This is a genomic window from Bacillus sp. K2I17 (genome assembly GCF_002209985.1).
Lineage (GTDB): Bacteria > Bacillota > Bacilli > Bacillales > Bacillaceae_G > Bacillus_A > Bacillus_A wiedmannii.
The window spans coordinates 236,358-262,548 of sequence record NZ_NJGF01000003.1 but is presented as its reverse complement, the minus strand read 5'-3'; the positions used below and the strand labels follow the sequence as shown (position 1 = coordinate 262,548).

General features: G+C 35.1%; 26 protein-coding genes and 1 pseudogene. 19 read left to right on the top strand and 8 right to left on the bottom strand.

What is annotated here, in order from left to right:
- The first annotated feature begins 85 nt into the window (after positions 1-85).
- A complete protein-coding gene (locus CER22_RS06550) occupies positions 86-385 on the top strand; it encodes a hypothetical protein (protein ID WP_088062381.1) in 300 nt (99 codons plus the stop codon).
- A gap of 113 nt (positions 386-498) precedes the next feature.
- Here the strand turns inward: CER22_RS06550 and CER22_RS06545 are convergent, their stop codons facing one another.
- Complete coding sequence (locus CER22_RS06545; protein ID WP_088062383.1) at positions 499-1,353, bottom strand: hypothetical protein; 855 nt, start codon at positions 1,351-1,353, stop codon at positions 499-501.
- A gap of 228 nt (positions 1,354-1,581) precedes the next feature.
- Between CER22_RS06545 and CER22_RS06540 the strand changes: the two genes are divergently transcribed.
- From CER22_RS06540 to CER22_RS06510, 7 genes are all read left to right on the top strand, one after another.
- Complete coding sequence (locus CER22_RS06540) at positions 1,582-1,983, top strand: BlaI/MecI/CopY family transcriptional regulator (protein ID WP_000184503.1); 402 nt, start codon at positions 1,582-1,584, stop codon at positions 1,981-1,983.
- 2 nt (positions 1,984-1,985) lie between these two features.
- A complete protein-coding gene (locus CER22_RS06535; RefSeq protein WP_142293431.1) occupies positions 1,986-3,884 on the top strand; it encodes a M56 family metallopeptidase in 1,899 nt (632 codons plus the stop codon).
- A 214-nt stretch (positions 3,885-4,098) separates the two neighbouring features.
- Positions 4,099-4,671, top strand: coding sequence for a TetR/AcrR family transcriptional regulator (locus CER22_RS06530; RefSeq protein WP_000963378.1), 573 nt, complete (start codon positions 4,099-4,101; stop codon positions 4,669-4,671).
- 214 nt (positions 4,672-4,885) lie between these two features.
- Complete coding sequence (locus CER22_RS06525; RefSeq protein ID WP_088608397.1) at positions 4,886-7,531, top strand: YhgE/Pip domain-containing protein; 2,646 nt, start codon at positions 4,886-4,888, stop codon at positions 7,529-7,531.
- A gap of 146 nt (positions 7,532-7,677) precedes the next feature.
- On the top strand, positions 7,678-7,890 hold the full coding sequence (locus CER22_RS06520; RefSeq protein WP_141542787.1) for a hypothetical protein: 213 nt from the start codon (positions 7,678-7,680) through the stop codon (positions 7,888-7,890).
- A 35-nt stretch (positions 7,891-7,925) separates the two neighbouring features.
- Positions 7,926-8,228 (top strand): DUF2087 domain-containing protein, encoded by a 303-nt coding sequence (locus CER22_RS06515; RefSeq protein ID WP_131933741.1) that lies wholly within the window; start codon positions 7,926-7,928, stop codon positions 8,226-8,228.
- A 24-nt stretch (positions 8,229-8,252) separates the two neighbouring features.
- Entirely contained in the window at positions 8,253-8,930 is a 678-nt protein-coding gene (locus tag CER22_RS06510) for a Yip1 family protein (protein ID WP_088062390.1), read from the top strand.
- A gap of 65 nt (positions 8,931-8,995) precedes the next feature.
- Here the strand turns inward: CER22_RS06510 and CER22_RS06505 are convergent, their stop codons facing one another.
- Both CER22_RS06505 and CER22_RS06500 read right to left on the bottom strand, forming a co-directional pair.
- Positions 8,996-9,499, bottom strand: a complete 504-nt coding sequence (locus tag CER22_RS06505) for a DinB family protein (protein WP_088062392.1) — start codon at positions 9,497-9,499, stop codon at positions 8,996-8,998.
- A 92-nt stretch (positions 9,500-9,591) separates the two neighbouring features.
- A complete protein-coding gene (locus CER22_RS06500; RefSeq protein WP_088608396.1) occupies positions 9,592-10,533 on the bottom strand; it encodes a helix-turn-helix transcriptional regulator in 942 nt (313 codons plus the stop codon).
- A 196-nt stretch (positions 10,534-10,729) separates the two neighbouring features.
- On the opposite strand from CER22_RS06500, the gene CER22_RS06495 reads away from it, so the two are divergent.
- The gene (locus tag CER22_RS06495; RefSeq protein WP_088062396.1) at positions 10,730-11,746 is read left to right on the top strand and encodes a LacI family DNA-binding transcriptional regulator; all 1,017 of its coding nucleotides are present in this window, start codon (positions 10,730-10,732) and stop codon (positions 11,744-11,746) included.
- Between the two features lie 39 nt (positions 11,747-11,785).
- On the opposite strand, the gene yhfH is transcribed toward CER22_RS06495, so the two are convergent.
- Positions 11,786-11,914, bottom strand: a complete 129-nt coding sequence (gene yhfH / locus CER22_RS06490) for a protein YhfH (protein ID WP_000567010.1) — start codon at positions 11,912-11,914, stop codon at positions 11,786-11,788.
- 180 nt (positions 11,915-12,094) lie between these two features.
- Between yhfH and CER22_RS06485 the strand changes: the two genes are divergently transcribed.
- The 6 genes from CER22_RS06485 (at position 12,095) to CER22_RS06460 (ending at position 17,604) form a co-directional block, all read left to right on the top strand.
- Entirely contained in the window at positions 12,095-12,829 is a 735-nt protein-coding gene (locus CER22_RS06485) for an MBL fold metallo-hydrolase (protein ID WP_088608395.1), read from the top strand.
- Between the two features lie 9 nt (positions 12,830-12,838).
- On the top strand, positions 12,839-13,828 hold the full coding sequence (locus CER22_RS06480) for a lipoate--protein ligase (protein ID WP_088608394.1): 990 nt from the start codon (positions 12,839-12,841) through the stop codon (positions 13,826-13,828).
- A 173-nt stretch (positions 13,829-14,001) separates the two neighbouring features.
- Positions 14,002-14,430: a hypothetical protein gene (locus CER22_RS06475; RefSeq protein ID WP_088062401.1), complete on the top strand. Its 429-nt coding sequence runs from the start codon at positions 14,002-14,004 to the stop codon at positions 14,428-14,430.
- Between the two features lie 161 nt (positions 14,431-14,591).
- Entirely contained in the window at positions 14,592-16,124 is a 1,533-nt protein-coding gene (locus CER22_RS06470; protein ID WP_088608393.1) for a fatty acid--CoA ligase family protein, read from the top strand.
- Positions 16,125-16,237: 113 nt separating this feature from the next.
- Positions 16,238-16,489: a hypothetical protein gene (locus CER22_RS06465; RefSeq protein WP_000435468.1), complete on the top strand. Its 252-nt coding sequence runs from the start codon at positions 16,238-16,240 to the stop codon at positions 16,487-16,489.
- An 89-nt stretch (positions 16,490-16,578) separates the two neighbouring features.
- The gene (locus CER22_RS06460) at positions 16,579-17,604 is read left to right on the top strand and encodes an S-layer homology domain-containing protein (RefSeq protein ID WP_088608392.1); all 1,026 of its coding nucleotides are present in this window, start codon (positions 16,579-16,581) and stop codon (positions 17,602-17,604) included.
- 72 nt (positions 17,605-17,676) lie between these two features.
- Here CER22_RS06460 and CER22_RS06455 read toward each other — a convergent pair whose 3' ends face one another.
- Positions 17,677-18,222 (bottom strand): TetR/AcrR family transcriptional regulator, encoded by a 546-nt coding sequence (locus tag CER22_RS06455; protein ID WP_088062407.1) that lies wholly within the window; start codon positions 18,220-18,222, stop codon positions 17,677-17,679.
- Between the two features lie 385 nt (positions 18,223-18,607).
- Between CER22_RS06455 and CER22_RS06450 the strand changes: the two genes are divergently transcribed.
- Positions 18,608-19,714, top strand: a complete 1,107-nt coding sequence (locus tag CER22_RS06450; protein ID WP_088608391.1) for a metallophosphoesterase — start codon at positions 18,608-18,610, stop codon at positions 19,712-19,714.
- A gap of 226 nt (positions 19,715-19,940) precedes the next feature.
- Positions 19,941-20,918, top strand: a complete 978-nt coding sequence (locus CER22_RS06445) for an HD domain-containing protein (protein WP_088062411.1) — start codon at positions 19,941-19,943, stop codon at positions 20,916-20,918.
- A 39-nt stretch (positions 20,919-20,957) separates the two neighbouring features.
- Here the strand turns inward: CER22_RS06445 and CER22_RS06440 are convergent, their stop codons facing one another.
- A complete protein-coding gene (locus CER22_RS06440) occupies positions 20,958-22,082 on the bottom strand; it encodes an anti-sigma factor (protein WP_088062413.1) in 1,125 nt (374 codons plus the stop codon).
- 5 nt (positions 22,083-22,087) lie between these two features.
- Positions 22,088-22,578: pseudogene (locus CER22_RS06435) on the bottom strand (RNA polymerase sigma factor).
- 137 nt (positions 22,579-22,715) lie between these two features.
- On the opposite strand from CER22_RS06435, the gene CER22_RS06430 reads away from it, so the two are divergent.
- The gene (locus CER22_RS06430; RefSeq protein ID WP_088608390.1) at positions 22,716-23,618 is read left to right on the top strand and encodes an AraC family transcriptional regulator; all 903 of its coding nucleotides are present in this window, start codon (positions 22,716-22,718) and stop codon (positions 23,616-23,618) included.
- Positions 23,619-23,902: 284 nt separating this feature from the next.
- A complete protein-coding gene (locus CER22_RS32965; RefSeq protein WP_046956985.1) occupies positions 23,903-24,055 on the top strand; it encodes a hypothetical protein in 153 nt (50 codons plus the stop codon).
- A 389-nt stretch (positions 24,056-24,444) separates the two neighbouring features.
- Here CER22_RS32965 and CER22_RS06420 read toward each other — a convergent pair whose 3' ends face one another.
- Complete coding sequence (locus CER22_RS06420; RefSeq protein WP_088062415.1) at positions 24,445-26,187, bottom strand: sensor histidine kinase; 1,743 nt, start codon at positions 26,185-26,187, stop codon at positions 24,445-24,447.
- Between the last annotated feature and the right edge of the window lie 4 nt (positions 26,188-26,191).

Genomic DNA, 26,191 nt, shown 5'->3' with positions numbered 1-26,191 from the left:
TAGAATGGTATAAAGAGGTGATTCCTTTTTTTGTAATCTGGTGATAAAATTAATTGAATATTTAGTCTTTATGAGGAGGGCAACGATGCCAGCGCAAATAAATGGAAAGCTAATGAATCAGCTTGCAATTTTTTTTAGTACGATCGTCATGTTTCAATTTGTAGCTGAGGTAACAGGACTTACTCAAAATTTGGATATTACATATAACTTAATACATACAGCATTGTCCTATGTAACGTTTAGTTTGGCAGTCATTTTTACTCTAATAGGTGCAAGAAGAGAATTAAGTACATATGCAATTATTTTATTATGTTCAGTTGTAGGTATTAAAGCGATTTATTTTGCGGCGATCGTTATTTTATGGGGATTGGCAGGTACGCCGTAAAGGGGAGATGATTATATGAGTATTGAAAATATAAGATTGATAAATGTAAATGATAATAAGAGCGTAATTCTCTAAGCTAACTTAGGGAATTACGCTCTTATTCGTACAATCACTTAGTCTGAAATTGCTTGAAGCGCTTTTCTACACCGATCTCTTTTTTGGAGTCTTCTTCTATATTTTTTTCTATCCCGCTTTACTCCTTGTATATACATAAATAAGCTAACGAGAAGGAATAAAGCACATTGCATCGTTAAAATGTACGGTGACATGCCTTGCAATGGTTGTTTCGGATCATATAAATGAATAGGTGCTCCGCCGATTGAAGGAAATATTGTATTTAGCAGGACGTAAGGAATGGAGGCAACTGCGAATGGAAAGAGAATTGCCATATAGTCCTTTTGTGACCATACAGATGCAGCAAGTCCTAAAAGGGCCATTAAACCTGCAAATAAAAAATTAATTCCGATATATACAGTAATGTAAGTGAGAGGCGCATCGAAATATAGGTTTGCGAACATTCCATCAGCATTTATGATGCCTGAACCAATCGTAGGTGTTCCGTCTGGAATGGTTAATTTGCAAAATAATAACGATAAGATGAATGGAAATGTATAAAGAAATCCTCCGCAAAAAAACGTAACGATATATTTCATTACTGAATAAGGAAATAAAGAAATCCCCTTACTCACAAACGGTTTAAAACCATCTGACTTATCCGAATTGTAACTTGTACTAAAGGGGAAACTCGCAATAACTGGCATTAATAATAAATAAACATCCATTTCATTGTCGCGAAATCCGATCCATTTTATATCTGTTGAAATAGGTCCACTCGCTGCGTCTCCTAAATAACGAATTACATAGTAATAGTGATAAATACAAATAAGAACGAATCCACTAAACATAATAATTAGAGAAATACGACTACAAAAAGCTTGCTTTATATTTAAACGAAGCGCACGCATCATGACTGAAAAAGCCTCCACTATTTTGATAAACTTGTCTATTTTCTATATTACTATTAAATGTAAACATTTTCTTGTTTTTTTATTTGATTATTTGAAAAAAGGGAAATTTGATGTCGTTAAGTAAGGTTTAACTAAAATTATATTTTCTAAAATATGGTTGACAATTAAGTATTACATTTGTAATCTTAATTGTAGATTACAAATGTAATACTGAGGAGTGAAATATCTATGACAAATCAATTACCTAAAATATCTGAAGCGGAATTAGAAATTATGAAAGTACTTTGGTCAAACTCTCCACAAACAGCGAATGAAATTATAGAAGAACTAGAAGATGCAATGGACTGGAAACCGAAAACAATCCGTACATTAATTAATCGGTTAGTACAAAAGGAAGCCGTTTCTTACCATCAAGATAAAGGGCGCATGTATGCTTATTATCCGTTAGTATCACAAGATAATTATTTGCAAGTTGAAACGAAATCTTTGCTAAAGCGTTTTTGCGGCGCAGCGTTTAAGCCATTACTTGTTAATTTTTTAAAAGAGGAAAAATTGTCTTCAGAAGATATTAATGAACTGAAACGCATTTTAGATGAGAAGACAGAGGAGAACAAGAGGAAGGATAGATAACAATGATAGACATGCTTATAAATGTATACCTTCCTCATTTTTTTGATTGGCTTATAGAAACGTCACTTATGGCTAGCATATTAGTTGGATTTATTCTATGTATAAAAGTGCTATTTAGAAATAAGTTAACGCCCCGATGGCAATATATGCTGTGGATCGTACTAATGATAAGACTCCTTTTACCATGGTCACCAGATAGTTCTTATAGTATTTATTCATTACTTTCTTATAGTTCTAGTGTGTCGGAAGTTATTCAGAAAAATACACCTTCACCTGAGAATACAGTGAATGACGAGATGCAACATACAGTGGAATTAGAACAAAATGCTGAAACTGTGACAAAAAATAGTGAACCTGAAGTAAACGTGAGTTCGGAACAACAGACTGCATTGTCTTTATACAAAGTTGCTCTATATGTTTGGTTAGCTGGGGTGATCATATTAGCAGTCATAACGTTTATTACAAATAGACGCTTATATTCTTACATAAAGAAACAACCGGATATTACGGACGAACAGGTCACTACAGTGTTTAATCGCTGCAAGCAGTCTATGAAAATGAAGAAGGCAGTTTCATTACGTCTTGCAGGAAAGATTGCAAGTCCAACGGTTTTTAGTTTCTTCCGTCCGAAAGTATTACTATCAAAAAAACATATGAAAGTATTAAATGAGCAACAATTACAATATGTCTTTTACCATGAGTTAGCTCATATTAAGAGAAACGACGTAGCTGTAAATTGGATTATGTACAGTTTAATCCTATTAAATTGGTTCAATCCGATTCTTTGGTACGCCTATTTTTGTATGCGAGAAGATCAAGAATTAGCTTGTGATGCATATGCGCTTACGTTTATAGATAAAGAGGAGCAAATTGCATACGGTCATACAATTATTACCCTCCTAGAACATTATTCCTATCAAGTACCAAGCCTAGCAAATTTAAGTAGAAATAAACGAACATTAAAAAGGAGAATCGTTATGATTAAAAAGTTCCAAAAGAAATCGTATCGTCTTTCTTTACTTGGGATTATTGTTATAGTTGCTATTGCATCTCTTTCTTTATTCAACGCACGTGCAGCGGAAGGGAAAGAAAAACAAGAGGATAAAGTAGAGCAGTCAAAGGATGCTTTCCAAAATGCTGTAGATATGCTGCTTGGTACAGAAGAAAATGCGAGGAAAGAATTCAGCTATTCAAACAGGGTATATGAAAAAAAGACAGATTATTTATATTTAGCTGAAAAGGCTTTAACGAAAGATGAGTTCGAACAGTACATAAAATTGTATAAAGACATTCTTAATATACAGAAAAAGGGTACTACAGGAAATTATGAATCCGATACATCATATTTTGAAGAAGAGCGTTTAACAAAAGACGATCGTGACAAATTATATGCACTTTATGATCAATCAAAACCATTTGATGACAAAGTGCACGAATCTATAAATTACACGGTAAAGGAAGCGCAGCAACATGTTGATTTTCAAATTAAGAAGCCAACGTACACAATTGAAGGATACAATCTGAAGGATGAAAATGTAGGTTATTTTATTAAGAGAAGACCTGAGTTAATTATTGAATTAGAGTATACAAACGGAAAAGGAAACTATACAACTTATCAATCACAAGTATTCGGAGAGAGTAAAGATCCGTTTCATGCTTTATTTGTTGTAGAAGAAAACATTGAACAGTACGAATTAGAAGGTAATCAAATATTCTATGCGACTCATAACTCGGATAGTAATTTACAAGGTATGAAGATGATTGTTCCTGCGAAAGGGAAAGATAGTGCGTATCAAATTGTCATTATTAATCATAGTTTAGAGGATCCAGGAGAAGCAGTATTTGATAAAAATGTAAATAAAGAAGAGTTAGAGAAGGTTATGCTTTCTATGTTGAAATAATAAAAAGGTGTTCTTGAGACGTATATCTCTAGAACACCTTTTCCTTTTCTCTTTTCTTCTGATAAACTATGGACAGTATGGTATAACTTGACTGGAATTTTTTTATACTGGAAATAATAAAAAAGAGAACTTGTATACAATGTAAGCGTGTGGTAATATCAAAGATGTACTGATTGACTATATTATCCAATTGGTCATTTTTGGAGGTGACGATGTGGCGATAGATCGAAAACGTTCTATTATTGAAGCTGCAACAAAGTCTTTTTCAGCGTTCGGTTATAAAGCAACAACGATGGATCAAGTAGCGAAGTTAGCGAATGTAGGAAAAGGAACGATTTATACTTTTTTCAAAAATAAAGAAGAGCTATTTGGTGAGATTATTTCTAATTTAATTACAGAAATGAAGCAAGTTGCAGAAAATGCAATTCGTTCAGATGTTTCATTTTTTGAAAATGTACATAGAGCATTATATAGCATATTAGAATTCAGAAAAGAACATCAGCTCATGATTAAGTTAATTCAAGAAGAGCGTGATATGGGAACGAAAGAAGTACAAGAAGTGATGCAACAAGTAGATGTGGAAATCGTTTCTGTCATTCAATCGTATTTAAAGATTGCGATTGAAAAAGGTGAGATTAGCAAATGTGATCCAGAAATTACAGCATTTATTATGCTTCGCTTATACGTATCGCTTATTTTTGATTGGGAAAAAAATCATGAACCGCTAGAAAAAGAAAAAATCGCAGAATTATTTGAACTTTATTTATTAAAAGGATTGTCAAACTAAGATAATCCTTTTATTATTATAAAAAGTGACCATTTGAACAATTTGGTCATATATTTATTTTAGGAGGGATAATAGAAATATTCACTTCGTATTAAGAAACAGTTGCATAGTATAAATTCGGGGATAAGGCATATGTATGAATAGGTATAGCCTTTTTATTTGGGAGAAAATGACCAAATGGACAATTTAGTCATTTAGAAAAGGGGGAGAAATGATGAAATGGAATCAGTTACTTCGTAAAGAGTTTACTGAAATTATAAAAAGTAAAAAAATATTAATTCCAATTATCGCGGTTTTATTCGTGCCAATTTTATATGCAGGTATGTTTTTATGGGCCTTTTGGGATCCGTATAAACAGTTAGATGATTTGCCAGTGGCGGTAGTCAATTTAGATAAAGGTGCAGTATTTGATGGGAAACCAATTGAGGTTGGAAAAGGGCTCGTTGATAACTTAAAAGATAATACAAGTTTCAAATGGGAATTTGTAAGTGAAAAAGAAGCGAAAAAAGGAATGGAAGGTAGAAAGTATTACATGCTAGTACGCATTCCAAATGACTTCTCAAGTAACGCTACAACGTTATTAAAAGATGATCCAAAACCATTAAACTTAGAATACATTCCAAACGAAAGCTTAAACTTCTTATCTTCACAAATTGGCGGAACAGCCATTGAAAAAATTAAAGGTGAAGTATCAAGTACGTTAACGAAAACATATGCAGAGAAAATGTTTGATTCCATTCAAGACGTCTCAAAAGGATTAGCAGATGGGGCGGAAGGAGCAAGTAAACTACACGACGGATCAAGTGAGCTGCATGATGGTTCAAGTAAAGTGACAGATGGCCTTCATACACTTCAAGGGAAGTCTGGGGAGATGAAGGATGGAGCTCAGAAATTAGCAGATGGATCTAATAAATTAGTAGATGGGTCAGGAAAAGTAACAGCAGGTTTAAATACGTTAAATGGCAAAACAGGTGAGATGCAAATAGGTATCGGAAAATTAGTGGATGGCTCCGGAAAAGTAACGAACGGTTTAAATATGTTAAATAGCAAAACGGGTGAAATGCAAAAAGGAATTGGTGAATTGCGTGATGGATCTGAGAAAGTAACGAACGGTTTGAGCATATTGGTAAGTAAAACAGGTGAATTAAAAACAGGAACAACTGAACTATCAAATGGTATGGAAAAACTTGCGGGAGGTCAAAGTCAATTAGAGAAAGGTTCTCAAGAGATTCAAAAGGGTTTGCAGGAGTTAAATAATAAAGTACAAAACTCTGTTGCAGGATTAGGGGAAATGCAGTTGAAAGTTCCTGCTATATTGAATACAGTAAATGAGAAAATAGATGGTGCTGGGGCGAATGTAAATCAGTTAAATGAATTTACGCAATCAATAGCAGGAGATGCAAAAAATGCAGCGCAAGATGTAGCGAATTTACAAAAGCAAATTGAAAGTTTACCGAAAGAATATCAAGAGCAGTTACAACCATTCATAACAAATGCCGTAAAAAGTACAACGACAGTTCAGCAAAAAGCTGCCGGAGTAGCAGGTGGAACAAATAAATTAAATGAAGAAGTAAGACAATTAAAAGGTGCAATCAGTGAAAAGACAAGTGGGATGCAAAGCAAAATGCCGAATCCGGAAGATGTAGGGAATTTAACGAGTGGTATTAAAAAATTAACGAATGCACAAAACGAATTTGTAAGTAAGTTTCATGGATTAGGTGAAGGATTAGGTAATGCTAAAGTAGGTGCAGATAGATTAAAAAACGGGTCAGGACCATTAATTGATGGGGTAAATCAATTGTTTGATGGATCTGGAAAGGTAACAGAAGGCTTAGGAACATTATCTGCAGGAGCAAACCAAATGGCAGGTGGAGTAAATCAATTAGCAGATGGCTCAAGCCAAGTGACAGGCGGCTTAGGAACACTATCTGTAGGAGCAAATCAAATGGCAGGTGGAGTAAATCAATTAGCAGATGGATCTAATCAAGTAACAACTGGCTTAGGTACTCTAAATGGTGGTCTAAATAAAATGTCAACAGGCTCAACCCAGCTAATCGACGGCGTAAATAAACTAGCAGACGGATCAGGAAAAGTAACAGATGGTCTCGTAAAAGTAAACGATGGTTCAGGTGAACTTGCTGAGAAACTTGGCGAAGGAGCAGAGAAAACTGGTGAAGTAAAAGGAACCGATAAAACGTACGATATGTTTGCAAGTCCTGTAAAAGTGAAGACGGAGAAAATGGCGGAAGTTCCTAACTACGGAACTGGATTTACACCGTATTTCTTATCACTCGGTTTATTTGTTGGAGCATTACTCTTATCTATCGTATATCCATTACGTGATACAGTTGGTGTTCCTAAATCAGGATTTAGTTGGTTTATTAGTAAGTTCGGCGTGTTACTATCAGTCGGTATTATTCAAGCGGTAGTAGCAGATATTATATTACTATTCGGATTAGGTGTAGAAGTACAAAGTATTCCGTATTTCATAATCTTTAGCATCGTTACAAGTTTAGCGTTTATCGCATTAATTCAATGTTTAGTAACAGCATTCGGTGATGCAGGGCGTTTCATCGCCATCATCACATTAATCATTCAGCTTACAACAAGTGCTGGGACATTCCCACTAGAATTGATTCCGAAGTTTTTACAGCCATTCAATGCTTGGTTACCGATGACATACTCTGTATCAGGATTGAAAGCAGTCGTATCAAGTGGAGACTTTAACTTCATGTGGCAAAACATAGGAGTACTCATGATTTTCATCGTGGTATTATCACTTGGAACAATCGCATCCTTAACTTGGATGCACAAACGACAATTTAGAAATATTGCGGAAAACCAATCGATTGAAGCATAGAAAAAAGCACCTTTTCGGTGCTTTTTTATTTTAATGTAGGGTATCTTTTCTGTAGTTTATATATAAACCTTTTTAAAAGCTATAGAGACGAAAGAAAAGGATTTACAACAATTTACAGAGAAAACTAGAATAGAGGAGTTGATATGATGAAAGGAAATCTTACTTATTATTTTATCTTAAATCCGCTAATCATCTTTCTTGTTTACGCCCTTTCACCTATCTTGTTTCATAAAGAAAAATATATAAATATGAAAGATGCACTAGGAATACTTTTAGTTTACTATGTGCTAATTAGCGGGTATTACCTTATGGATGTTATAAGTAAAAGAATGAAGAAGGATAGTAAAGACAAACGATAAATTTTATGGCATAAAAACCGATGGAGGACAACAAAATGACTGAAAGTGAAATGAAATTTCGTGATACGACGATTCGTAACTTTTTCGATAAAGAGGACCGCCTAAAATCGATTCCAGGTCAAAAGAAGAAAAAACTAGTATTGTTGGAGCATTTAATTAGCAAGTTAAACGCTGAAAATCAATATACGGAAAAAGAAATTAATACATTTATAAAACAATATCACGATGATTTCTGTACGATTAGACGTGAGTTTATTGTGCACGGATTTATGGATCGAGAGGATAATATGTACCATATAAACGGGAGAGAAGTTTGGACGAAGTGGGAGGAGTTATAAAGGTAATGAGGAAGGAGGATTTTCTTGCAAGTTAGTAGTCTTATAAGTGAAGAGATTTCGGGAAAACCATCAATTTTAGGGATATTCACTTCGCCAACAGTGCAATTTAAAAGGATGAAGAATCAAAGAAATATACTTTTACCACTTGTACTTTTAATAGTACTAATTATAATTTCAAGTGCTTTCATGTCATGGAATACTTTAAACAATCCTGCGCTTAGTATGTTTCATGATAAAACGGGATTTACGGTACCGAAATATATAACTTTCTTTACTACATTTGGGGTTTCCGTAATCAGTGGAATCATAGCCTTATTTTTTGCGCCTATATTCTATAAAAACATTATGATTTTTTTCGGGGTTGATATTACCTATAAAGAAACATTTCCTATCATTATTTATGCTTCGTTTGTATTACGATTAGGGATGATTTTAAACGGATTCATTGCATTGTCTCTAAATGGATATGAGATATCTTATACGAGTCTAGGGGCAATAGCAACGGATAACATGGTTTTGCATACAATCGCTCAAAGAATAGATATATTTAATATTTGGTATTACATTTTATTAGGCATCGGTTTGAAAACGATAACAAATTTACATAAGGAGAAACTTATTCCTCTTATTATTGTCCTTTTCGTTTTCACTAGTTTATTAGCGAGTATGGCTGGATTTATGCAGGAAATATCTAAACCGTAAAGATATATGGGAAGTAGAAATATAAAGGTGGTTTGGATATAGATCAAACCACCTTTTAGCATTTTTTATACTAAAACTTTTGTCTCCAGTCTGTCTTTCTGGCGCAGATGATGTGCAAAATGCATAGAAATAAGCTGGAACCATTCTGCTGCATGTAAGTAACCAAGCCCAGGGTGCTTTACTTTACAATCACTTGGAATAGAAGAAAGTGTTGGCTCAATGTCTTTAACAACTGTAATTAATTCTAGAATACGTTTTTGTATTTCTTCTTTATTAGAGGGATTTTCAGGTGTATATCCAGGATGATTTGGTACTTTGATTTGTATATTTGGGAAAGCACCAAGTTTATATACTTTTTCACCTATATCCGTTTTCTTGTTTATTGCTGATGGTGTTTCAGTTTTACATTTCGCGATGGCATCTAACTGCATATATGTAGAGGCAATTAAATGATTATACATTTGACCGAGAGACCATTCCTCATTAGAAGGCTTCATCCTAAATTGTTCTATAGAGTACTTTTCTAATTCCTCTATGTAGTACGTTGCTAACTCTTCAAATTTCTTCATATCACTAACTCCTTTTTATGAAAATGTATTTGTTACTACCTACTATAAAGAACTAATGCTGACAACATTATGTCAGTAGTGAAATGCAACAATTAAAGTTTTAACATTTTCTTTGCTTCATCACGGATTTTCTCAGATAGAACGTTTGGTTCAAGTACTTGCACTTGGCTTCCCCAGCTTAATACCCATTGAAATACTTCGTCTATGTTTCTTGATTTCAAAAAGACGTGAAAACCATTTTCTCTATGCTCGTATGAATCTATAAAGAAGTATCGTGATTCAATAATTTTATGTGCAATATGGGCTGGGAATAATAAATGAATCATCACAGTACGGTTGCTTTCAGGCTGATATTCTTGCAAAGAAAAGTCTTCGGGTTTTGTAAAGAATTCTTGTTCTCGCTGTAATTCCTCCATTCGATTTAAGCGGAAATTACGTATTTGTTTTCGAAGTAAACAATGGGCAACGACGTACCAAATTCCAGAAATATTGACTAAGCCGTAAGGATGAACGGTCCGTTTTATTTTTGTAGTTTCTCTTGGTTTACGATAAGAAAAAGAGATAGCCTGTTCTTTTTGGATAGATTCTTGCAACAGGATAAGTTGTTTTTCAAGTTTTTCTTGTTCAGATTGTTTGTGTGAAAATATAGGAGAAAGGAAACGAAAAGTTCCCCGTAATTCCTGGGCTTTCTTTTTTTGATCAGTAGGGAGGACAACCTCAAGTTTCTCTTTTGCCGATTTTGCATGTACAGAAAAAGAAGAAGTGAAAGTTTTCTCGATATAATCACCGCCTAGTAAAAGAGTAACAGCCTCTTCAGGTGTAAGCTGAATAGGTGGTAAGAAATAACCATCCATTAATGAATAACCTTGGCCAGGCATTGAAAAAATAGGAACACCCGATTCATTAAGTGCATCCATATCTCGATAAATAGTTCTTATACTTGTTTCGAATTTTTCGGCTAAGCTTTGTGCTGTAACAGTTTGTCTTCTTTGTAATTCAATTAATATAGCTAACAAACGATCTGTCCGATTCATGAAAATTCCCCTTTATCTTTTATGAATATGCCTACTATAAACTTCTAAAAGTAGTATAAACTCTCCTCCCATTAACAGACTTTTTCCTATGTATAATATTAATATAGTAAAATCATAACAACCCATATTGCAGTTTCCAATAATATACTATATAATCAGTTTAAGAAAACGTTTTCATGCAAAGGGGGAGGATTTCGTGTCGACTATAGAGGACGTGGCGAAATTAGCGGGGTTATCAAGGACAACGGTTTCTAGGGTGATTAATAATCATCCATATGTTTCAGATGAGAAGAAAAAAAGGGTTCAATTAGCAATGAAGCATTTAGGTTTCGTTCCTAATTCTGCGGCGAGAAGGCTTCGTAAACAAAAGACGGAAACAATTGCGGTGCTAGTTCCAAGGATTACAAATCCTTTCTTCAGTAGATTTATTGAAGCAATCGAGATTGCTGCTTCTGAACATAAATATAAACTGATTATTTGTCAAACAAGATATTTACCGGAAAAAGAGATGGAGTATTTACAATTATTATCTACGAAACAAGTAGATGGGATTATTCTATGTTCACTAGAAAATCCTTGGGAAGATGTAGAGCCATACTTACAGCACGGTCCAATCGTGTTATGTAATGAATATATTGAGGAAGCAAATGTTCCAACAGTGAAGTTTGATCATGCGCAAGGAGCATACATAGCTGCTAAGCATGTGTTAGAACAAGGATATCGTAATCTTATTTTTTGCCGTGGTAACGAAACCAAAGTGGTTAGCCAGCAGCGAAAAATGGGCTTTTTACGTGCAATAACTGAGAAGAGCCGCCAAGTAGAAGCGATCGATTTTCTTGAAAACGCTTTCTCTTGGGATGATGGAAAGAGAATATTCCATGAAGTATTAAAGGACAAAAAAAATCCTACCGCGATTTTGGCAGGAGGCGACGAGGTTGCAGCTGGAATTATTTCAGAGGCGAAACGCCATGACTGGAGCATTCCAGATGATCTCGCTGTTATCGGTTTTGATAATCAAATTTTATCACAGATTACAGAGCCAGGTATTACGACAATTGAACAGCCAATCGATGAGATGGCCCGAAAAGTTGTCGACCTGATGATGGATAAAATCCATACGAAAAATTATCGAAAAAAAGAATTGTATGAGTTTGAACTGGAGCTCTTGGTGAAAGGTTCGACGATGAAGAAGGATACGATGTTATTAGCCTAGTAGACTATGTCTGCTAGGTTTTTTTATGTTCACAAACTACTATTCTTCGTGAACGCAATCGTCACATTTGTTATGGTATGCTTCGTGCTGCTCATCAATTTCTTTCCCGCAATGTGCACAAGTTTTCGTCGGTAAATTTCTGAAAAACTCCATTGGTTGATCGATCATGTTAATCCCTCCATTTCCATTTCTTACTATCATTGTATTAGTACAAAAAACAAAAGTCAATAACTGTTTTATAACAAAAGTGAAAAATAATGAAAAAGTTTAGGAAATGGATTATAGTTAACAATGTAGAATGTAAGTGAAACATGCATTCCTACTCGGTTTTAGAAAGGATGGATACATATGAAAATGACTGTTGTCGGCTTTTGGGGCGGCTTTCCAGAAGCGGGAGAAGCAACGTCGGGGTATTTGTTTGAACACGATGGTTTTCGTTTACTTGTAGACTGTGGTAGTGGTGTACTAGCACAGCTTCAAAAATATATAACACCATCTGATATAGATGCAGTTGTACTGTCACACTATCATCACGATCATGTTGCAGACATTGGGGTATTGCAATATGCGAGATTAATTACAAGTGCGACAAAGGGACAACTACCGGAATTACCAATATACGGTCATACGTTTGACGAGAATGGATTCCATTCTTTAACGCATGAACCACATACGAAAGGAATCGCGTACAATCCAGAAGAAACACTTCAAATTGGACCGTTCTCGATTTCATTCTTAAAAACTGTTCATCCTGTTACATGCTTTGCGATGCGTATTACAGCTGGTAGTGACGCTGTAGTATATAGCGCTGATTCAAGTTATATTCCTGAATTCATTCCATTCACAAAAGATGCTAATCTTTTCATTTGTGAGTGTAATATGTATGCACATCAAGAGGCTGCAAAAGCAGGGCATATGAATAGTACAGAAGTGGCAAGTATTGCGAAAGATGCGAATGTAAAAGAACTTTTATTAACGCACTTACCGCATACAGGAAACACATCTGATTTAGTAACAGAAGCAAAACAAATTTTCAGTGGCCATATTACGCTAGCGCATAGTGGTTACATTTGGAACTCATGAGGTGATACGATGTTATTTATTGATAATAAAGGGATTACAGATCCTAGAATAAACTTAGCAATTGAAGAATATTGTGTGAAGAATTTAGATATTAACGAAACATATTTACTGTTCTACATTAACGAACCTTCCATTATCATTGGTAAAAACCAAAACACAGTAGAAGAAATTAATGCAGATTACGTAAAAGAACAAGGAATTCATGTCGTTCGTCGTCTATCAGGTGGAGGTGCAGTATATCATGATTTAGGAAACTTAAACTTCAGCTTTATTACGAAAGATGATGGAGACAGTTTCAGCAACTTCAAAAAATTTACAGAACCTGTAACGAAAGCGCTTGGTAAATTAGGCGTAAATGCAGAACTAAGTGGTCGTAACGACATTTTAGCTGAAGGCAGAAAAATTTCAGGTAACGCGCAGTTCTCAACGAAAGGTCGTATGTTCAGTCACGGTACGTTACTATTTGACTCTGAAATCGATCACGTCGTATCAGCGTTAAAAGTAAAAATGGATAAGATCCAATCAAAAGGAATCAAATCAATCCGTAGCCGTGTTGCGAACATTACAGAGTTCTTAAACGAAAAAATGACGACAGAAGAGTTTAGACAACTTCTTCTAGAAACAATTTTCGAAGGGGAAACAGAAATTCCGACGTACGAATTAACAGAAAATGATTGGAAAGAGATCCATAAACTTTCTGAAGAACGTTACCAAAATTGGGACTGGAACTACGGAAAATCTCCGAAGTTCAACTTACAACATTCACACCGCTTCCCAGTTGGACAAGTTGACGTTCGTCTTGAAGTGAAAAAAGGAACAGTAACAGAATGTAAAATTTACGGTGACTTCTTCGGTTCACTAGATGTCCATGACATTGAAGAGCGTCTAACAGGCGTACAATTTGATAAAGATGCATTCACTGCAGCTTTAGAAGGCGTAGATATTAAACGCTACTTCGGTAATATTACAACAGAAGATTTCTTACATTTATTCTTCTAAAAATAAGGGAGGCTGCCGTAACGGGCAGCCTCTTTATTTTTGCGTAGATTGTCACGTTTTATCGGTAAGTCGATATATTTTAAAAATCGCCGATATAATTTCACTCATCATAAAATCACAGGACATTTGCCTCTCATAAAGGAATATATATATTCAAAAGGAGGCGGATTGAAATGAGAAGGCTAATGTACGTTGCATTACTGCTCAGCTTCGTCATCGGAATGACAGCTTGTAACGATGAAACTTCCTCAAGTCGCACACTTTTAACGATTGGAAAGCCAGGGAAGGATAATGTTATATACTTTACGAATACGGATAATAAACGAAAGATAGCTGATATACAAACTATGTTTCAAAATAAGAAATGGAAAAGAAATGAAGCTTTTAGTACGATGAATAAAACGCCAGATCTTGTCTTGTCAATAGATGAGGCCAATACCGGGTTACCGACATTATATGTAACATTGTTTTTTCATGAACACGGAGCGGATGCAATCAACTTGTATGGGGAGCATACGAGCTTGAATAAAAAGGAACTAGAAAAACTTAGTGAAAAGATGAGTGCATATTATCCTGAAATGATTTTAGCCTTAGTTTCATAATGTGTAGGCGAATAGAATTCCCTTATTTTTCTAAAGTGAATCAACAGGAGGTGATCCTTGTATATGCAGTTAATGGAATATCACTTGCTACTTTAATTTTCTTTTAATATAATTAATTTAGAATTTTTAAATATTCTAAATTTTATAAAGGTGGGGTTTGTGTGAATCTCGTTCAATCTTTGGCTGAAACGGCGAAAAAGAAGGGGGATAAACCGGCTTATATATTTATGGATCAGTCGGTCTCATATGACCAATTAAACAAAATGGTCACAAGGTTTTCTAGCAATTTAGCAGAAATGGGCATTGGAAAAGGGAACAATGTCGCATTAGTTGTTGGAAATTCACCACATTTTTTGGTCGGTTTATACGGAACAATGAAAGCTGGAGCAACTGTTATTCCAGTTAATCCAATTTATACAGCAGACGAAATGCATTATATTTTACAAAATGGAGATGTAAAAACAATCATCGTACTCGACGTCCTTCTACCTGTTATACAATCTCTTACAACAAGACTTCCTTCACTTGAAAACATCATCATATGCGAAACCTCATCAGATTTTAACTATACAGAAACCGAAAAAATGAAAACGTTTACGAGAATGATAGGGGCTGGAGATTTAACTTTTGAAGGCCCAGAATTAGATGAAGAAGATGTAGCGGTTATTCTATACACTTCAGGTACAACTGGAAAACCGAAAGGTGCGATGTTAACACATAAAAACTTATATAGTAATGCGAGCGATGTGGCGTCGTATTTACAATATACTGCTGATGATCGCGTCGTTGCGGCTTTGCCAATGTTCCATGTATTTTGCTTAACAGTGGCGGTAAATGCACCGATTGTGAACGGAGCAACTATTTTAATGTTACCGAAATTTAGTCCGAAAGAAGTATTCCGTATTTGTCGCACGTACGAGCCAACGATTTTTGCTGGTGTACCGACAATGTACAATTATTTATATTTATTTGAAGAAGCAAGCGCAGAAGATGTGAAGACGCTTCGCCTTTGTATTTCAGGTGGTGCATCAATGCCTGTTGCTCTTCTGCAAAACTTTGAAAAACGTTTTGACGTAATCGTTTCAGAAGGGTACGGTTTATCAGAAGCATCACCGGTTACTTGTTTTAACCCACTAGATCGTCCGCGTAAACCTGGGTCGATCGGTACAAATATTTGGCATGTAGAAAATAAAATTGTGAACGAACTTGGGGAAGAAGTACCTGTTGGCGCAGTCGGTGAATTAATTGTTCGCGGGCCTAACGTTATGAAAGGATACTATAACGCGCCAGAAGATACAGCAGCGACATTGAAAGATGGTTGGCTGTATACAGGTGACTTAGCGAAAGTGGATGAAGAAGGTTACTTCTATATCGTTGATCGTAAAAAAGATATCGTCTTAGTTGGCGGTTATAACGTATACCCTCGTGAAGTAGAGGAAGTATTGTATACACACGAATCTGTAGCAGAAGTTGTCGTAATTGGCGTTCCTGATGAAAACTTAGGAGAAGCAGTACGAGCATACGTCGTTTTGAAACAAGCTAACGTAACAGAAGAGGAACTTATGCATTATTGCACATTACATTTAGCAAAATATAAAGTACCAAAGAGTATCGAGTTTTTAACAGAATTACCAAAGAATACGACAGGTAAATTGTTAAGAAGAGCGTTAAAAGAGAAAGCGATGCAAGTTTAAAAATGGGGGGCAACCATCTTTATGAAGGTGGCTGCCTTTGTATTTTTTAGAATTGGTTAAGCTATAGCCCCATATATTTAAACCGTAATATGACTAATAAGGAGGAGATATATGTGGAGCAAAAGGAATTACGTTTAAGGAGAGTTCAATACCTTATTTGTGACATTATGGATGAAATGAACGCTGAAAGTGAGAAGAAAAACTTAGAAATACTGCAGCAAGTAATCGATCATCTTTCAGGTGCGATAGGTGATTTAGTCGATCCATCAAGCTCGTATTCTATTGATTATTTGGAAAGAAAAGTTCACACGGCGCATTATTTACTTTTTAAAAACGAGCGGAAGGCGTACTTATGTAGGAAATAGTATTATTAATTTTATTTGACATTGATAATCATTATCAATATGATAGTTATGTTGGGTATATTCATATAAAAGGAGATGTCGTATTGATAATGATTAAGAAAAAATATGTTAATGCGTTCGTTATAGCAGCAACTTTAGCAGTTCCATTCAGTGGTATTATGGCACCGATTGCGAAAGCAGAAGCGGCAGTAGAAATGAAAGCAAATAGCAAACTAGCGGATGGCACGTATGACGTTATTTTAAAGACTTATAAAGATCAAACGAATGATACATCAGTTGCGTCTACATATTTAAAAAGTCCAAAAGTAACCATTCAAGGTGATAAAAAAATTGTTACATTAACAGTTCAAGATAGTAGCTATTTTCAGTATCTTAGAGTAGAAGATCCAAATAAAATAGGGACATTCCATGATGTAAAAGTAATCTCCGAAGATAAAGCGAATAACGGTACGAAAGTTGTTCAATTTGAAATGGGTGAGTTCTCGAAAAAATATAATATGCAAATGCATATATTAATTGCAGCAATTAAATATGATCATAAATATCAACTGCAGTTTGAAATCGATGCAAGTGCAATTGAACAGAAACCTAAATTCTCAGATGTCCCGACTTGGGCACAAGAGTCAGTTCAATATTTAGTAGATAAAGAAGCAGTGCACGGTAAGCCAGACGGTACATTTGCTCCGGCTGAAAATATCGATCGTAGTTCAGCTGCAAAAATATTAGCAACTATTTTAGGTTTAGAAATTAATAAAGATGCGAAGCCATCATTCCCTGATGCACAAAACCACTGGGCAACTCCATATATTGCTGCTGTTGAAAAAGCAGGTATTGTAAAAGGTGATGAGAAGGGTAACTTTAATCCGAGCGGGTTAATTAACCGTGCATCAATAGCTTCTATGCTAGTAAATGCATATAAATTAGAAAGAAATGAAAATATGAAACTACCAAAAGAATTTGCTGACTTAAACAATCATTGGGGTGCGAAGTATGCCAATATTTTAATCCAAGAAAACATTTCAGTTGGAACAGATAATGGCTGGGCTCCAGATAAAGCGGTAAGCCGTGCGGAAGCAGCGCAATTTATTGCGAAGGCAGATAAGTTGAAGAAATAAATTAAAACGTATACTAGATTTAGCATAAATAAAAAAGGAAAATTTGAACTCCAAATTTTCCTTTTTGCATTGTTATATATTCCTCCTCATCAATTCCCCAACTTGCGTCGCAACGTACTCAACATCATTATCAATTTCATCCAACACGTAAGATTCCAAAATGCCCATGACAGCTGTTCCTAAAAATTTTAAAACGATGTGTGTATCAATGTTTTTATTTACTGACGTATTTGTGTTTAATTTTTTTTCTAGTTCACCCATGATGAACGTTAGGATTTTTTTCTGAAATGATAATGTGCTGTTGCTTCTAAATAACGATGCGAAAAATGGTTTATGTTCTTTGAAGTATTCAAACCATATGACAGTTCCTTCTATATAGCCTTTTGTTTGTTTTATATCGCATATTTCTCTTAATTGATTTAAATGGTCGTCGACAATTTTATCTAATAAATTGTACTTATCTAGATAGTGTAAGTAAAAAGTTTTTCTTCCGATGTTCGCTTTTTCTGTAATGTTTTTTACTGTAATTTCGTCAAAGCCATCTTCAATTAACATTTCAATAAATGCGGATTGAATGGCGTTTTGTGATTTTATAATTCTTCTATCGATTTTCTCCATATGATGTTCCTCCGTTATTGATACATATATTTCGTTATGTGTGTATTATCACCCAAATGCGTAAATATGGTCATTGAAACAAGTGGTTGCTCGTTTTATTATAAATATACACGTGAGTATTAACTCTCACAAGTGTAAATTTATAATAAAGTAAGGGTGGTTTTATATATATCAGTTACGAAGAGAAATGTCCGTTTTTATGCAAGAGGATTACAAGTTTCTATAAAGAAAATCTGTAAAAGTAATTTTGTTTTGAATTGCACCTCTAATTGTTAGATTTGCATCTAGCGGTTAGAGGTTTTTATTGTGAAGATTGCTGTGCTTAATATTTACGTTAAACGTGCATAACAAGATATAATAGAAGAAATCAAGAAGGAGGCTGACTGTGAAAAATCTTCGTTATTTCAATATATTTACTATGTTAATTGTATACACACTACTCATGTTTTACATCGGCTGGAACGGTTGGGTTTGGCTTCATGCGGTGTTTGGCTGGGAATCTTGGGGATATTACGCTTTCGTAGTCGGATTTATTTCATATGCGTACATTCTCGTGCAAGTGTTTAAGTTCTTGCCATTTCTACGAACGATAGGCTCAATTTGGTTTGCGGTCATACAATATGCGCTTATGCTGTTGCCGTTAGCAAATATTACGGTCTTTCTTTTACAGTTTTCAGTGGAGAAAGAAGCGGCAATTATTTGGACAGGAACGGCCGTGTTACTTGCATTTATCTTTATTTTTGCATATGGAGTATTCAACGCATATAGCCCAGTAGTTAGAAAGTACGAGGTGCACATACCAAAAAAAGTAGAGGGACGTAAAAGCTTACGCATCGCGATGGCTTCTGATATGCATTTCGGTAAATTATCTGGTGTTTCGCATTTAAAAAGACTTGTCCGCCATGTAAATGAGATGGAGCCTGATATTATTTTACTGCCAGGTGATATTATTGATGATCATCCAGGTGTGTTCATTCAAAAAAATATGGGACCAATTATGAAGCAAATGAAAGCTCCATTAGGCGTATATGGTGTGTTAGGAAACCACGAATATTACGGACGAGCGGTTCCTGAATTTTTACAAGAGATGGATAAGATTGATATTCGTATTCTGTTAGATGAAGTGATTACAATTGAAGATCAATTTTACCTCGTCGGAAGAAGAGATAAAACAGAGCGAGATCGCCAAAGCTTTGAAAATCTAACGAGTACGGTAGATAAATCCATGCCTGTTATTGCAATGGATCACCAACCATTCGAGTTGAAACAAGCAGCGGAGGCTGGCGTCGATTTACTACTATCCGGCCACACGCACCGCGGACAAATGGCGCCGAATCATATTGTAACGAGAAGAATGTACGAATTAGACTGGGGATACGTACAAAAAGGTGCATTCCACGCGATTGTTTCTTCTGGTTTCGGATTCTGGGGACCACCGCTTCGACTTGGAAGTAGATCTGAGATTGTGCAGGTGGAAGTTACGTTTGAATAGGTGTATAAAATAGAGAGCGAATTGCTCTCTATTTTTTCAATAAAAAAAGGGCTCCACATAAGGAGCGCTCAATAAAAATAAATGAATTAAAAGAAATAACAGACATGTATAATATATAACATTTGTAATTATGTATCAATATATTTAGATTTATAATTTATATTGATATCGATTTTATAAAAAAGGTACGATTAGAAGACGCTGCTGAAATAAAGGGGGATTATAAGTGGTTATATCAGATGTTATTTACGGTGAGTTTAAAGTGGATCGAGTAGTAGAAGAATTAATTGTAAGCAATCCTGTGCAAAGACTAAAAGGTATTCATCAAAATGGCGCAAGCTACTTACTAAATGAGAACTGGAATGTAACACGCTTTGATCATTCAGTTGGTGTTATGTTATTAGTGAAAAAACTCGGTGGTTCAGTTGAAGAACAAATTGCAGGTTTACTGCATGACGTATCACATACTGCCTTTTCTCATGTAATTGATTATGTTTTTGATAATAGAAATAAAAGTTATCATGAAGAGATATTTAGTTCTGTCGTGAAAAACTCAGAAATTCCAGCGATTCTTTCGAAGTATGGTTATAACTATGAAGATATTTTATTAGATGATTCGAAATGGACGTTACTCGAAAGGTCAGCACCAGAATTATGTGCAGACCGAGTGGATTATACGTTACGAGATATGTATACATATGGGTATGTTTCTTTAGAAGAAGTTCACAGTTTTTTAGAGGATGTCATTGCTGTAGATGGGAAAATGGTTCTTCAAAGTGTCGAAATGGCAGAATGGTTTACAGAAACGTATTACAAAGAAGTAATTGATTTCTTTATGAAGCCAATGAATATTTACGGAAACGACATGTTAGCGAAAACGCTAAAGTTAGCTCTTCATAAAAGGATTATTCATGCAGATGACTTTCTTCTTGAAGATGATGAGCTTATTTCGAAATTGCAGCAATGTAATGATCCAGAAGTACATGCTTTATTAAGCAAAGTTCATCCGAATGTAAACGTAAAAGAAGATAGAAACGATTATGATTTGTATCAGAAAAATAAAGTCCGTCTCATTGATCCTCCATTATTTCGTGAAGGTGAAGTTGTTCCATCGTCTGCTGTGTCGGAAAAAATAAGACAGATGAGCGAAATTGCTTATGAAAAAGCGGTGAGAGGGATGTATGTGAAAGTGATTTCGGATTAAAAAGGAGAGCATCACTCCTAGATGCTCTCCTTTTTCTCATTAATAATCAAACCAATTCCAAATCTCAATATCTCCAAGAGTCGCATAACGAACGTGCGGCGAGTTTTGTAATTTTAATAACTCTTTCGACGGGCCAGTAATGACCATGCCGTATACTTTGACGCCGTTATCTTTTACATACTGATAGCGCTTATCTAAATTCAGCACTTTTTCAGGAATCCAAGTCGTTTTACTTACAGTTTCTTTATTTATCGAAAGAATACGCATCATTTCGATTACTTCATCTTCTTTTGTGTGTAGTTTTTTTGTTTCATCTTCAGGAAGATTTATATGTTCTCGAAATCCGATAATTTCTCCGCTATGCAAGAGAAAATTTTCTTCATTTATTCTTTCTTGTCCTGTGTCTAAAGCGTACCATACAGGAATTGGCGGCATTTCTTGTGCTTCAAATGCGCTATATAGAATGGATTCTACTTCTTGTAAAGTGTAAACTTTATCGAAGGATATCGCTACTTCTGCAACAGTCCCCTCATGTATCTTTCCAAGTGTATCCCAAACTTTTTTAGATGATTCTTTCAAAGAAGCTTCTTCCTTGATTTTGGGATGAACAAAGGAAACTTTTTTTGAATAGGCTCTGTTTGCCCAAGATTGATTTGTGGCAGTTACAGATGATAAGAAACTACTCATTGTTACTGTACCAATTGGAAATTCTTCTTTGCCGACAGTTTTAACTAAATTCATTTCATTTTCTGTACGGAAAAAGGGTTTAACCTTCGTACTTCCTCCAGTGGAACGACTATTTGGCATTGTCGCTTCTAGTGCGAGTGCTGGAATCTCATTTACTTCAGAAAAGTTTTTCATATTATTCGAATAGAAGTAAAAGGAAGATGCAAAATGACCAACAAAATAGATTGCTATACAAACAGCGAGGACAAAACTAACGGTTTGCCAACGCTGTTTCCATTTTATTTTCCAAAACGGGATTTTAAAATTTTGTGGTGGTAGTCTTTTCTTTATCGGTTCACTCTTCGAAAGTAACTCATCTAAGTAAGCTTCACACTTTTCACATGTTTCAATATGACTTTCTAATTGCACTTGTTCATCATGCGTGAGCGTTCCGTTTTCGTACTTCCCCCATAGTTTTTTAAACTCTGTACAACCCATCCTGATCACTCCTTTATGCTTTTCGTTTCTTTTCGTCCCCTGTATAATTCGATTTTTACTTTCGCTAGTGAGAGACCGGTCATTTCTGCTATTTCCTTATACGAGAATCCGTAGTAATCTCGTAGTAGTAGCACATTTCGTCTTTCAAGGGGAAGAGAAGATAAACTGTCTAACCAACTAGCAATTTCATGTTTTACGAAATAAGAGTGCTCTGTACTTGGTATGTTCGGTAAATGGAATTCTTCAACTGTCGTTGTTTTATATCTTTTTTCTTTTCGATACCAATCAATAAAGGCGTTGTAGGCAATTGTAAATAACCACGGTCTAATTTCTTCTCCTTTATAATAGTCAATATAGACGAGCATTCGGTAAAAGGTTTCTTGCATGAGATCTTCCGCATAGTGGGAATCTCCGGTTAGGGAGAGAAGATAGCGAAATAAAGTGAATCTTGCATATGCTTGGAGTAAATGTCTTCTAATGATTGTTTGCGTTTCACTACATTTCCCTCCCTTCATACATAACAACGAAATACATATAAAAAAGTTACATTTGTTTTTAAAAATATAGTAAAAAACGTCAAGAATTGGATAGGATTCTCTTTTATCATAATACATATAAGGCGGGTGAACAGAGATGGAAAGCTATGAAACACAAATTCAAAGGTCAATTGATTATATTGAGGAAGATGTAATGGAAAAACAGACGCTGCGTAATTTAGCACGCATTGCAGGTTTTTCTGAGTCGCATTTTCATCGTGTATTTCAGGCGTTAGTAGGTGATACAGTAATGGAGTATGTTCGAAAGAGGAGGTTAGCCCGGGCAGCTTATCAACTTTCTCATACGGATGAAAAAGTTATTGATATCGCATTTGAGCATGGCTTTCAATCTCACGAAACGTTCACGAGAGCCTTTAAAAAAATATTTCAAATGACACCGAGTGAATATCGAAAACAAGAAATTGAAACGCCGATGTATTACAGCGTAAATGTAAAACAAAGAAAATTAAATCCGTATTTAGGAGGCATACAAATGGAATATCGTATTGTAAATAAACCAGAATTTTTAATGGCGGGTTATGAACTGAAGACGACAAGTAAAGAAGGGAAAAACCATCAAGACATCCCAGCATTTTGGCAAGAATATTTACAAAAAGACCTTGGAACGACGATTCCGAATCGTAAAGATACGAGCCAATGGGTAGAGCTTGGATTATGTACTGATTTTAATTTAGAAACAGGGGACTTCACTTATATAATTGGAATGGAAGTTACAGGGTTTGAAAATGTGCCAAATGAAGTTGCGAAGCGTACTTTCCCAGCAGCGACATATGCTGTATTTACAACGCCGAAAGTTCCTCATGAAGAAATGGTATCGTCTATTCACCAAACGTGGAATACAGTATTCTCAGAATGGTTCCCGCATTCAGGATACGAACATTGTGGCGTTAATGAATTTGAACTATACGATGAGCGTTCCCATGCAGATAAAAGTGAGTTCGCTCAAATTGAACTTTGGATACCAGTGAAGAAGAAATAATAGGATAAGAGCGAATCATTGGGAGATGGTTCGCTTTTTTATAAAGAGGGAAAAGGAAAGGGGTTCAAAAATTAGAATGTGTTTGTGTTTGTAGGGAAATAGCTAAAATATGGAGATGACCTTTCATAGTGAGTTGTGAAAGGTTATTTTTACGAGTGGATTGTTAAATTTGTATTGCCTCATCTGTAATACATTTAAAAATGATAAAATAAAGTAGCAATTAAATATTGCGGGTGGAAGGTTATGCCCTTTCTTCATTTTGTGGAGAAAGGAGGTGTAATCGTATGGAATTTCTTTTGCAAATTTTGTTGGAAATCACAAAAACTATAGCTAGAGAAGGTATAGTTATGGGATTTAAGAAATTAACGACAAAAAGGCGCAAAAAGAAGACCACCCGTCTGCCTGCGAAGCGTGGGAAGTCTTCTAAGCGCAAATAAGCTTTAGTTGCAACCTTCCACCTTGCGGTAATTAGTTGCAGTGACGGGGTGTTGGAAGCACCTCGTCTACTTCATTTTATGCAAAACTTAGTTAGTTTATACTTCTATTTATAGTATAACAGTTTAGAAATGTATTTGTTAATAGTTTTATTTTTACTTTGTATAGTAGGAGTAGACTGGTATTGTTGGTTTTTGTCGACAAATCGATATATCTTGAAAATCGCTGATATATTTTGAGTTACGCCGATATATTCAAAAAATCGCTGATATAATTTCGTGTACCGCTGAACTATCGCAATAAGCAAGAATAAAAGGCGAGTAACATAATTTCATTTACCGTTGAATTCTCCTAGAAAAGAAAAAAGAAAAGACGCCAGATAGCGCCTTTCCTACGAATGAAATGGAAACACAAGTATAATTGTCGTACCTTTTCCGAGTTCGCTGTCAATAGAAATTGTTCCGTTATGAGCATGAACGAGCTGTTTTGTAATAGCGAGGCCAAGTCCAGTTCCGATGTTGCTTTCTTCTGTATTTGTTCCTCTGTAATATCGCTCAAATAGAAGCTCTTTCGTTTTATCATCCATTCCTTTTCCATTATCTGAAATAGATAGTGTAAATGAAGTAGCGTTTTGCGAAAGTTTTACGATGACGTTTGTCGTTTCATTATTATGTTTTACAGCGTTTACGAGTAAGTTTTCGATAATACGCTGGAACCATTTTTCTTCAATGAAATATTGAATTTTGTTTGAGCTTGGTACGAATTCAATATTTTGATTTTGAAGTGTTGGGTTATTAATAAATTGTAATAATACTTTTTGAACGAATTGATTCATTTCAATGTTTACGTGCTGCGCAGGAAGACTGTTATTTTTTAATTGATACGTTAAGCTTAAGTCATCAATTAATGTCGTCATATATTGCGATTTCTCTTTCATAACGCTGCCGAATTGTTGAATGTCACGATCAGTCCAGTTGTACTGCTTTGATTCTAGTAATAATGCGTAGCCATAAATAGAGCTAAGTGGCGTTTTTAAATCGTGCGTTAGACCGGTAATCCATTCTTCACGTGTTTGCTGCAGTACTTGCCTCATCGCATCATTTTTTTTGAGTGTAATAGAAAGGTGCTCTAGTGAATTTGTCACATCACTAAATAAGCGGAATGACCATTTTTCTTTACCAGATTGCCGGAACCTGACAGGTTTCCCTTTTTTACTAACAGGTTCTTCGTACTTTCCACCAGCGATGTTTTTAAGCCAGCGCATCGCATGGAGTAACGGTTTTCCAAATTTATTACCGTACCAAATAGAAAGAATGACTAAATAAACAAATACGATAAGAAGGATTAATCCGCATCCGATTAGAAACTTTTTAGTAAATACATCGTCTATTTCATCATCTGGATAGTAGTACTCATTTTTGGCAGTTACAACAAGAAGATGATTGCTATTTGTGTCGTAAAAGCTAGACGTGTTTTCTTTATGATTCCACGGTTCCTTTTCGCTAAGAGCAGCTTGTATGACAGAAAACGTTTTTTTCTTTCCATCTGGATAGGAGAATACTTCTTCGCCATCACTATTAAAGATTTGAAGTGCTGCTTTTTCTTTAGAAAGTAACTGTTTTTCTTCTTCTGTTAATGTGAACGAATCCGTAGATACAGACGGGTGCTCTTTCTGGATTGTTTTCAGTAATACATTGCTTTTTAACATACCGCCGTATATAACAAGTACGTTCTTTTCTTCTAGTTCAATTTCCCAATATGTAAATGTATAAGGGCTTTCTATATGATTCTGTATATACGAGAATAAAAATGTTTTCGTATAAGATGTCGGTACGTCACTCGGCGTATTAAAGTGATAGAGAACTTTTCCATTTTCCTCTACAACTTGAATCCAATCATTTTTTTCTTTAATTAAGTCTTTTACTTCAGCTTTTAACGAAATATCGCCATCTTCTGAAGAGATATATCTTGAAATCATAAAATTATCAGCATCTGGAATATTCGGTTCGTATGAAGTACTCGTAACAAGAAAAATTAAATACGTGAAAGCCGCTACTACAGCAATCAGTAATGTAACTAAAACAAATACGTGTTGCATGATAAACTGAATAATAAGTCGTTTATTAAAGTTCATATCG

Coding starts and splice junctions, on each gene's coding strand:
- CER22_RS06505 (WP_088062392.1), bottom strand. CDS start 9,499: ATGAAGAAATTTGAAGAGTTAGCAACGTACTACATAGAGGAATTAGAA.
- CER22_RS06460 (WP_088608392.1), top strand. CDS start 16,579: ATGATTAAGAAAAAATATGTTAATGCGTTCGTTATAGCAGCAACTTTA.
- CER22_RS06515 (WP_131933741.1), top strand. CDS start 7,926: ATGACTGAAAGTGAAATGAAATTTCGTGATACGACGATTCGTAACTTT.
- CER22_RS06475 (WP_088062401.1), top strand. CDS start 14,002: ATGAGAAGGCTAATGTACGTTGCATTACTGCTCAGCTTCGTCATCGGA.
- CER22_RS06420 (WP_088062415.1), bottom strand. CDS start 26,187: ATGAACTTTAATAAACGACTTATTATTCAGTTTATCATGCAACACGTA.
- CER22_RS06500 (WP_088608396.1), bottom strand. CDS start 10,533: ATGAATCGGACAGATCGTTTGTTAGCTATATTAATTGAATTACAAAGA.
- CER22_RS06440 (WP_088062413.1), bottom strand. CDS start 22,082: ATGGGTTGTACAGAGTTTAAAAAACTATGGGGGAAGTACGAAAACGGA.
- CER22_RS06550 (WP_088062381.1), top strand. CDS start 86: ATGCCAGCGCAAATAAATGGAAAGCTAATGAATCAGCTTGCAATTTTT.
- CER22_RS06535 (WP_142293431.1), top strand. CDS start 1,986: ATGATAGACATGCTTATAAATGTATACCTTCCTCATTTTTTTGATTGG.
- CER22_RS06455 (WP_088062407.1), bottom strand. CDS start 18,222: ATGGAGAAAATCGATAGAAGAATTATAAAATCACAAAACGCCATTCAA.
- CER22_RS32965 (WP_046956985.1), top strand. CDS start 23,903: ATGGAATTTCTTTTGCAAATTTTGTTGGAAATCACAAAAACTATAGCT.
- CER22_RS06520 (WP_141542787.1), top strand. CDS start 7,678: ATGAAAGGAAATCTTACTTATTATTTTATCTTAAATCCGCTAATCATC.
- CER22_RS06540 (WP_000184503.1), top strand. CDS start 1,582: ATGACAAATCAATTACCTAAAATATCTGAAGCGGAATTAGAAATTATG.
- CER22_RS06480 (WP_088608394.1), top strand. CDS start 12,839: ATGTTATTTATTGATAATAAAGGGATTACAGATCCTAGAATAAACTTA.
- CER22_RS06525 (WP_088608397.1), top strand. CDS start 4,886: ATGAAATGGAATCAGTTACTTCGTAAAGAGTTTACTGAAATTATAAAA.
- yhfH (WP_000567010.1), bottom strand. CDS start 11,914: ATGATCGATCAACCAATGGAGTTTTTCAGAAATTTACCGACGAAAACT.
- CER22_RS06485 (WP_088608395.1), top strand. CDS start 12,095: ATGAAAATGACTGTTGTCGGCTTTTGGGGCGGCTTTCCAGAAGCGGGA.
- CER22_RS06430 (WP_088608390.1), top strand. CDS start 22,716: ATGGAAAGCTATGAAACACAAATTCAAAGGTCAATTGATTATATTGAG.
- CER22_RS06545 (WP_088062383.1), bottom strand. CDS start 1,353: ATGATGCGTGCGCTTCGTTTAAATATAAAGCAAGCTTTTTGTAGTCGT.